General features: G+C 63.3%; 4 protein-coding genes. All 4 read left to right on the top strand.

Annotated features, from left to right (window positions below):
• On the top strand, positions 1 to 4,869 hold a 4,869-nt coding region (locus FFS49_RS41305), incomplete at its 5' end, for a YadA-like family protein (RefSeq protein ID WP_171026919.1).
• A gap of 152 nt (positions 4,870 to 5,021) precedes the next feature.
• Positions 5,022 to 5,750: an OmpA family protein gene (locus tag FFS49_RS41310; RefSeq protein WP_105817434.1), complete on the top strand. Its 729-nt coding sequence runs from the start codon at positions 5,022 to 5,024 to the stop codon at positions 5,748 to 5,750.
• Positions 5,751 to 5,834: 84 nt separating this feature from the next.
• Positions 5,835 to 8,087 (top strand): Ig-like domain-containing protein, encoded by a 2,253-nt coding sequence (locus tag FFS49_RS41315; protein WP_137910214.1) that lies wholly within the window; start codon positions 5,835 to 5,837, stop codon positions 8,085 to 8,087.
• Between the two features lie 185 nt (positions 8,088 to 8,272).
• Positions 8,273 to 10,179, top strand: a 1,907-nt coding sequence (locus tag FFS49_RS41320; RefSeq protein ID WP_249362366.1) for an Ig-like domain-containing protein, incomplete at its 3' end; no start/stop codon positions are given.

The following is a 10,179-nucleotide window of genomic DNA, read 5'->3' on the forward strand; positions in this document are numbered from 1 at the left end:
GTGGCAGCCGGTAAGGCTGACCGCGATGCGGTGAACGTGTCGCAGTTGAAGTCGTCGGGCTTGATCGGCGACGACGGCAAGTCGCTGGCCGCGGTGACGTACGACAAGAACGCAGACGGTACGCCGAACTTCAAGTCGGCGACGCTGGCGGGCGTTGGCGGCACGACGCTGTCGAACGTTGCGGACGGCAAGGCTGACAAGGACGCGGTGAACGTGTCGCAACTGAAGTCGTCAGGCCTGATCGGTGAAGACGGCAAGTCTCGTGCTGCGGTGATGTATGACAAGAACGCGGACGGCACGCCGAACTACAAGTCGGCGACGCTGGCGGGCGACGGCGGTACGAAGCTGTCGAACGTGGCGGCTGGCAAGGCCGACCTGGACGCAGTGAACGTATCGCAGCTGAAGTCGTCGGGCCTGATCGGGGAGGACGGCAAGTCGATCGCCGCAGTGACGTACGACAACAATACGGACGGCACGGCGAACCGTGAATCGGTGACGCTCGCGGGCAAGTCGGGCACGAAGCTGACGAACGTGAAAGCGGCTGAACTGTCGGCCACGAGCACGGACGCAGTGAATGGCTCGCAATTGTTCGCGACGAACGAGAGCCTGGGCGATCTGAAGGACGCATTGAAGGATGGTGGCGTCATCGACGAAACGACCGGCGAATCGCTGGCGGTGGTGTACGACAGCACGTCGAAGGACAAGGTGACGCTGGCCGGCGGCAAGACGGGCACGACACTGTCGAACGTGAAGGCCGGTACGGCGGATCTTGACGCAGTGAACGTGTCGCAGCTGAAATCGTCGGGCCTGATCGGGGAGGACGGCAAGTCGATTGCCGCAGTGACCTACGACAAGAATGCTGACGGCACACCGAACTACAACTCGGTAACGCTGGGCGGCGGGAAGTCGACGGGCCCAGTGACGCTGTCGAATGTGGCCAAGGGCACGGCTGGCACGGATGCAGTGAACGTCGACCAGTTGAACGATCTGGAAGACTCGCTCCTCAATGGCTCGATCAAGCTCAAGTACATCAAGGTCAACTCGGAGGGGGGGCGCGAAGCAATTGCGAGCGTTCCCGAAAGTGTCGCAATCGGTGCGAACGCTTGGGCAACCAGGCCAGGCACGCTGGCCCTGGGATCAGGTTCGCGCGCGAACGGCCTCAACTCCGTTGCAATCGGCTCCAACTCGGTCGCCGACGACGACAACACCGTTGCGGTGGGCAACGTCGGTGAAGAGCGCCGTGTCGTTCACGTCGCAGCTGGTGTCGACGACACCGATGCCGTCAACGTGAAGCAACTGACCGAGGCGATGCATTCCGCGAATACGAAGCTCGACGCGAAGATGACGCGGATGGTGCGCGACGTCGAATCGAAGCCGGGCAGTTTTGTCGCGATCGAAGGGTTGGGTGCGGACGGCAGCATGCCGAACATCGCATCGATGAACGGTCGCGATCCGAAGATGGGCACGGCTGCCGCCATTGGCGTCGGGAGTGGCGCCAGCGGGATCAATTCGATCGCGGTTGGTCTGCAGGCGGTCTCGAATTCGGATCACTCGGTGGCGATCGGCAGCATTGCACAGACCGGGGTCGAGCAACCGTATGCGGTGGCGATCGGCAGCATGGTCACGACGAACGGCGCAGGCGCATTGGCGATCGGTTCCCGAGCAAGGGCCAATGCCGAAAACGCGGTAGCAGTCGGTAACAATAAGGTGACAGCTGTTGGCAAGAGCTCGATCGCGATAGGTGACGCCGCGACGACGAAGTCCGGCACCGTGAACAGCATCGCTATCGGTACGAACGCGACCGTGCAACAGAACGTCGTGGACGCCATCGCGCTCGGGGCGAACTCGCAGGCGCTGAGATCGAACAGCATCGCGCTGGGTGCCAACTCGATCGCGGACCGTGCGAATGCGTTGTCGATCGGCACGGCAGGCGCCGAACGGCAGATCATCCATGTCGCGAATGGCACGCAGAACACCGATGCGGTCAACCTCGGCCAGCTCAAAGGCCTGGCCAACGTGGTCGGCGGCGGTACGGGCTTCGACGCGAACGGCGACGTGACCGCACCGACGTACACGATCGACGGCAAGGAGTACCACAACGTCAACGACGCGCTGCAGGCTGCGGCGAAGAGTGGCAATGATGGCGGCAACGGCACGGATCCGAATGCGGTGGCCTATGACGGTGCGCAGAAGGACTCGGTGACGCTGGCCGGCCAGAACGGTACGACGCTGTCGAACGTGGCGGCGGGCAAGGCCGACATGGACGCAGTGAACGTTTCGCAGCTGAAGTCGTCGGGCCTGATCGGCGAGGACGGCAAGTCGGTCGCCGCGGTGACGTACGACAAGAACGCGGACGGCACGCCGAACTTCAAGTCCGCGACGCTGGCGGGTGAAGGCGGTACGAAGCTGGCGAACGTGGCGGCCGGTACGGCCGACATGGACGCGGTGAACGTGTCGCAGCTGAAGTCGTCGGGCCTGATCGGCGACGACGGCAAGTCGATTGCTGCGGTGACATACGACCGTAAGGCGGACGGCACGACGAACTACGGCTCGGTGTCGCTGGGCGGCGGGAAGTCGGCGGATCCGGTGACGCTGTCGAACGTGGCGAAGGGCAAGGCCGGGACGGACGCGGTGAACGTCGATCAACTGACGGATGCGATCCGCGACGTAGAAGGCGGCATGAACCCGCTGGCGGTCGCTTATGACACCGTGAGCAAAGACAAGGCGACGTTGGCTGGCCAGAGCGGTACGACGCTGTCGAACGTGAAGGCCGGTACGGCCGACATGGACGCGGTGAACGTATCGCAACTGAAGTCGTCGGGCCTGATTGGCGAGAACGGCAAGGCACTTGCAGCCGTGACCTACGACACGCGTGCCGACGGCACCACGAACTTCGCTTCGGTGACGTTCGGTGGCGTGAACGCCGGCGCTCCGGTCGCACTGCACAACGTTGCTGCCGGCACGGCATCGACGGACGCAGTCAACGTGTCGCAGTTGAAGGGCGTGACCGACATCATCGGCGGTGGTGCGGGCCTGGACGCGGACGGCAAGGTTACCGCGCCGGTCTATAACGTCGACGGCAAGGACTACGCGTCGGTCGGCGATGCCATCAAGGCGCTGGAGCAGCGTGAGGGCGGCACCGGCAACGGCACGAACCCGAACGCAGTCGTCTACGACAACTCCACCAAGGCCGCGGTGACGTTGGCGGGTGCGAACGGCACGGTGCTTCGTAACGTCGCGGATGGCTCGCTTGCCGAGGACAGCACCGAGGCCGTCAACGGCCGCCAGGTGAATTTCCTCGCGCAGAGCATCGCGGACAGTCTCGGCGGTGGCGCGAAGTTCGACCCGGTGACCGGTGACATCTCGGCGCCGACGTACGAACTGACCGCAGCGGATGGCTTCACGGATACGTACGACAACGTCGGCGATGCGTTCAAGCATATCGACGAGCGCGTGTCGACGCACACGACGCAGATCGAGACGCTGCAGAAGGGTGTCGCGAACGCGGTTCAGTACGACGACGCAACGCACGCCTCCGTCACGCTCGGTGGTGCAGGTGCGGCGCCCGTCACGCTGAAGAACGTTGCGGACGGTGTCGACGAGACCGATGGAGTCAACGTGCGGCAACTGCGCTCGGCTGGCCTGGTCGGAGAAGACGGCAAGCTGCAGTCGGCGGTCGTGTACGACAAGAACGCGGACGGCACGACGAACTACGGTTCGGTGACGCTCGGCGGCGCTGGTGCGGCGGCTCCGGTCGCGCTGCACAACGTGGCGGCCGGCAAGGTTGCGACGGACGCAGTGAACGTCAGCCAGCTGAGTGGCGTGACCGATGCGCTCGGCGGCGGTGCGAAGATCGACGAGGAGACCGGCAAGGTCGTCGCGCCGACCTACAACGTCGGTGGCGACAGCTTCCACAACGCCGGCGATGCACTGAACAACATCGACAACCGGGTCACGCAGATCCAGAACAACCTGGGTGAGGCCACGAAGCTGGTTGGCGCTGTTGCTTACGACAAGAACGGCGACGGCACCGTGAACTTCAACAAGGTGACGTTGGGCAACGGCTTGTCGTCGGGTCCGGTGGTGCTGACCAACGTCGCGGACGGCAAGAGCCAGTACGACGCCGTGAACTACGGTCAGTTGTCGAAGCTGGAAGGACGTGTCAACGATATCGACGACCGCCTGACCGTGGCGACCACGCCTGGCGACGGTAATGGCAACAACGGTGGTTCGAAGAACGCCAACGACCTGATCCAGGGCACGGGCGGCAGCGGCAAGGACAGTGCCGACGTCGTCGCCGCGAAACCGGGCAACGGCAATGGCAACATCGCCGTCGGCTCCGGCTCGCAGATCGTGGACGGCAAGAACAACGCCACGGCGATCGGTGCAGGTTCGAAGGTGTCGTCCGACGACGGTACGGCGTTGGGCCACGGTGCATCCGTATCGTCCGGCGCGACCAACTCGGTCGCACTGGGTAGCGGTTCGAAGGCAACCGAAGCCAACACCGTGTCGATCGGTTCGGACGGCCACGAGCGCCGGCTGGTCAATGTCGCGGATGCCGTGAACAAGACGGATGCCGTCAACAAGGGGCAGCTCGACCGGGCGATCGGCGGGATGCAAGGTCAGATCAACGACATGTCGCGCAATGCCTATTCGGGTATCGCGGCGGCCACGGCGTTGACGATGATTCCGGGCGTCGATCCGGGCAAGACCTTGTCGTTCGGTGTCGCAGGTGCGTCGTACAAGGGCTATCAGGCAGTCGCGATGGGCGGTGAAGCGCGCATCACGGAAAACCTGAAGATGCGTGCCGGCGTCGGCCTCAGCAGCGGCGGCAATACCTTCGGCGTGGGCGCGTCGTATCAGTGGTAAGGCGGTAACGCGGGCCGTTCGGCCCGCGTCATCACCACGATGCGTGGTCGAGCGGGCGCCGGTTGTCCGTCACGCCACGCATCGCGCCACACGACCGACTTCATTTCCATCCGTCAATTTCCAGGAGTCCGCCTCGAGCGGACCGAATCATCATGAAAACACCACAACACTTCGTCCGTCGGGGCCTGCTCGGCGCATTCGTCGTCCTGCTGAGCGCATGCACGACGCAGTCCGGCCCGACGTACACCGTCCGGGCGATCAAGGCACCGGATCAGTCCGGGCCGGTCTTCCGCGTGACCTGCGAGGGGCTTGTATCCAGCTCGAGCTCGTGTGAAGCGGCCGCGCGGAAGGTTTGTGCAGGCAAGCCGGTTACGCCGCTGCAGGCCGTCGATCGCGTGCGTCGCGGTGCCGCGATGGGCGACGCGCGCGAATTGACGTTCATGTGCGGCGTACCGCCTCAGGCGCGGGTCGAGCCTCCGGTCGCGCAACCGCAACCGGTCGTGCAAGCGCAGCCGGCTGCCCAGCCCATCGCGCAGCGTCAGGTGCTGCTGCAAGGCAGCGCGAACTTCGCGTTCGACAGCGCGGCGCTGACGCCGAGCGCCCGCCAGGCGCTCAATCGCTTTCTGGACGTGAATCGCGAGGCTCGATTTCGCCGTGTGACCGTCACGGGCTACACCGATTCGCAAGGTGCGCACGCCCATAACGTTCGACTGTCCGAGGCGCGCGCGCGCGCAGTGGCCACGTACCTGCGCACGGGCGGGCTGCAGGCGGAGCACTTCGCGACCGTCGGCAGGGGGGCGGCAGAGCCGGTCGCCAGCAATGCGACGGCCGAAGGACGTGCGCAGAACCGACGGGTCGAAATCGAACTCGAGACGGCATAACGCGCGGGATTGACGGCTCCGCGGTCACCGGTGGCGGTTGCCGTGGAGCGAAGATTGAAAATGTCCGAATGACTCCGGGGCATTTTGGACTGGTACAGGAAAGTAAAAATGGCAGGGCAGAAAGCAACGACGCGGCCGTCGCGGCCGACGATCGACACGATCAATGACAACGTCCCGCCGTACACCGGCGTGATTGCAAACGGCGGGCTGACCAACGACCCGCGCCCGACGGTGAGCGGTCGCGGCGACCCTGGCTCGACGATTCATCTTCTGGTGGACGGGGTCGCGGTCGGAACGGTGGTGGTCGGTGCCAACGGGACATGGAGTTTCGCGCTCACGCAGCCGCTGCGTGACGGCGAGTATCGCCTGACGGCGCGGGCGAGCAATGAAGTCGGCCTGAGCATTCCGTCGACGTCTTACGGCATTCAGGTGGACGTGACGCCGCCGTCGCAGCCGAAGATCGACGCGGCGACGCAAGGGGCACAGCCGACGCTGTCGGGCCACGCGGAAGCGTATTCGACGGTCTCGATTTACGACGGCACGACGCTGCTGGGTACGACGAAGACGGGTATCGACGGCACGTGGACGTTCCAGGTGACGTCGCCGCTGTCGAACGGCACGCATGCACTGACGGTGACGGCGATGGACCCGGCGGGCAATACGAGCGCGCGCTCGGACGCCTTCGACGTGACGGTGGGGCCGGTTGCGCCGCCGGTGCCGTTTGCGAAGGCGGTGCTCGACGACATGGGGCACGACAGCGGTAATTTCAATTTCGACCGACTGACGAACGACGGAACGGCGGGCCGGTTGTTGAGTGGTCACCTGACTGCGGCATTGGCGACCGGCGAGAAGGTGCAGGTGTCGACGGACGGTGGTCGCACGTGGTTCGATGCGCTGATGAAGTCGGACGGCACGTGGGTGGCGACCGATCCCAACACGCATACGGGCAACTGGACGATCCAGACGCGGGTGGTCAATAGCGATGGCGTGGCTGGCGAATCGAACGTTTACGACGTGATGCTCGACACGACGGCGCCCAACGCGCCGGACAGCCTCACGTTCGACGCGGCGACCGGTATCGTGCACGTCGGCATTTCGAAAACGGGCGTTGCCGCGGGCGAAGTGGTCCGGGTCATCGTCGGAAACTACACGATCGATCACACGCTGACCCAACAGGAAATAGCGTCCGGCAAGATCGACGTTCAGATCCCGAACGCCGTGCGAACGGCACTGGGCGCCGATTGGAACGGTGAGACCAGGGTCTCCGCCGCGGTGATCGATCTCGCCGGGAATTCGTCGGAGTGGAGGTGGGCCGAATGGCAAGCCCGCACCTACGAATTCAAGGAGAGAAAGTCCTTGAGAGTCATCGGCGACGTGCTGCATTACGATGGGCTCGATCTGACCGGAACGTTTAACTATAAGGGGCAAACGAGCAAGGGGGACAGCTATTCGGCCAACGCGGGCGATAACGTGCTTTCGTTTGCGGGTGGTATCAAGCTGAGCCTGAAGGGGTTCAGTGCGCATCGAATCGATTTCGATTTCAGGAATAACCCGATCAGTATGGGGGAGTCCCTTGTGCTGAATGCTTCCGTTACGTACTACGACACGAATGGAAAGGTCCTCGGTTCTCAGAAGCTGCTCGGGCATGCGTTGGCAAGCCACAGCTACGTCGCGCCGGACGGTAAGGAAATCGGTTCATTTATCGTGACGAGTGAAAAATCGGCGAGTTCATTTTCGGTCTACAACTCGACTTTCTTGTCCAATTTGACGTTCGACAAGGGCGGCGGCGGAGATAGCGGCATATGGCAGACCGGGGTCGAGCCGGTGCATGAAAATCAGATCGTCGTCGAACTGTCGGGCGCTTATCACGGCGGGGCCGGCAACGACGTCTTCAGCGTGGCCGATGTCAAATATTTCGACGGGGCCGGCGCAGGTGTCCATGGTGGGGCGGGCACGGACACGCTGAAACTCACGGGTGCCGGCCAGACGCTGGACATCTCGAAGCTGCTGAACGTCGGCGGCCACGACAAGATCACGTCGATCGAGGTCATCGATATCACCGGCACGGGCAACAACACGCTGAAGCTGTCGATGCGCGACGTGCTGGAACTCGGTCACGAGAACGTGTTCCGAAACGATGGTCACACGCAGTTGATGGTGAACGGCAACGCCGGCGATCGGGTCGAGTTGTCGGGCATGCCTGGCCTGACCAGCGGTGGTGGGTGGGCGAACAAGGGGACGGCTGCGATCAACGGCCAGGCCTATACGCTGTACGAGAACGCGGCGCTGCACGTCGAACTGCTCGTGCAGTCGGCCGTGTCGACCCAACTGACCTGATCCGCAAGCGCGGGGCGGAATCGCGTCGGACCAGGATGCGGTTCCGTCCCGCCGAACCGGTGCCAGCGGCCCGGTTTCTTCATTGTTTCTCTCTCCATGTGCAACCCGCAGCGAATGGCGGGCGGCGCATGTCTACGTCTTCGACACCCTCCTCCGGGGCATTGAACTGATACAGGAAAGTAAAAATGGCAGGGCAGAAAGCAACGACGCGACCGTCGCGTCCGACGATCGACACGATCATTGACAACGTCCCGCCGTACACCGGCGTGATTGCCAACGGCGGGCTGACCAACGACCCGCGCCCGACGGTGAGCGGTCGCGGCGACCCGGGCTCGACGATTCATCTTCTGGTGGACGGGGTCGCGGTCGGAACGGTGGTGGTCGGCGCCAACGGGGCATGGAGTTTCGCGCTCACGCAGCCGCTGCGCGACGGCGAGTATCGCCTGACGGCGCGGGCGAGCAATGAAGTCGGCATGAGCATTCCGTCGACGTCTTACGGCATTCAGGTGGACGTGACGCCGCCGTCGCAGCCGAAGATCGACGCGGCGACGCAAGGGGCGCAGCCGACGCTGTCGGGGCAGGCGGAAGCGTATTCGACGGTCTCGATCTACGACGGCACGACGCTGCTGGGTACGACGAAGACGGGTATCGACGGCACGTGGATGTTCCAGGTGACGTCGCCGATGTCGAACGGCACGCATGCACTGACGGTGACGGCGATGGACCCGGCGGGCAATACGAGCGCGCGTTCGGACGGTTTCGACTTGACGGTCGCGCCGCCGGTGCCGCTGGCGAAGGCCGTGCTCGACGACATGGGGCGCGATAGCGGGATTTTCAACTTCGACCGCGTGACGAATGACGGCACGGCGGGCCGGTTGTTGAGCGGCCACCTGACCGTGGCCTTGGCAGCCGGCGAGAAGGTGCAGGTGTCGACGGACGGCGGCCGCAGCTGGTTCGATGCACTGATGAAGTCGGATGGCACGTGGGTGGCGACTGATCCCAATACGCACACGAGCAACTGGACGATCCAGACACGTGTGGTGAGCGCGGCGGGGGGAACCGGTGAGATCCACTCGACGGATGTCGTCTTGAAACCATTCGTGTTGCCGCCAACCAGCCTCGCCATAGTGGGCGACGTTGTCGTGGTGAAATTCGATGGTTCGCAGGTTCAGGCAGGTTCGGAACTGGAAGTTAAATTTGGCACGCGTGTATTTGTGCGGACGTTGACCGCCGAGGAAATCGCAACCGGCACCGCGACGTATCCCTGGCCGAAGAACACCACAGCCATTCCGGCCGTGGCGATCATCGATTCGGCGGGCAATGCCTCTCAATATCGGACCTTGGCGTCGTTCGAGTTTCATGAGAATTTCGATACGCTGAAGTCGGTGCCTTTGTTCGAGGGGCAATCGTGTGAGCTGGCGTTTTTCACGCTGACCGGAATTCGGGACGCTGGTCACGATAAATGGAGTCAAGGGCTATATACAGGCAACGATTTCAAACTCGATCCGACCTACGGACTGTCGGCGCCTCCTTCGACGACGGCACTCGGGATTACGGGAAAAGTCAGGCTCGACCTGAAGGATGGCATCAGCGCGACACGATTTTCTTGCGACGTCGGGGATGTCACGACAACCGAGAGTTTGGTACTGCTCTTCCTCGATAGTGCCGGCAAGGTGATCTATAAGAGTAGTGCGATTACGATGTCTGGCGGGATTCGTCAGCATGTCGCAATCGACATGCCGAAAGGTCTGTCATTCACGTCGATCGAGTTCGATCAACAAGGCAATGTTCCGGTGCATAAATTGCTGACATGGGTGGACAATTTCTCGTTTTCCGCCCAAGCAGCGAGCCAGGTGTTCGATCGGCCGGCGTTGCAGGAGTTGGTCGGAGATACCGCGTACTACGGCGGCGCTGGCAACGACGTCTTCAGCGTGGCCGATGTCAAATATTTCGACGGGGCCGGCGCAGGTGTCCATGGCGGGGCGGGCACGGACACGCTGAAACTCACGGGTGCCGGCCAGACGCTGGACATCTCGAAGCTGCTGAACGTCGGCGGCCACGACAAGATCACGTCGATCGAGATCATCGATAT

The organism is Burkholderia sp. 4NA327C6, assembly GCF_005502655.1.
Lineage (GTDB): Bacteria > Pseudomonadota > Gammaproteobacteria > Burkholderiales > Burkholderiaceae > Burkholderia > Burkholderia contaminans.

What these genes read in the sequence shown, in the direction of transcription:
- FFS49_RS41310 (WP_105817434.1), top strand. Translation starts at nt 5,022, where the DNA reads ATGAAAACACCACAACACTTCGTCCGTCGGGGCCTGCTCGGCGCATTC.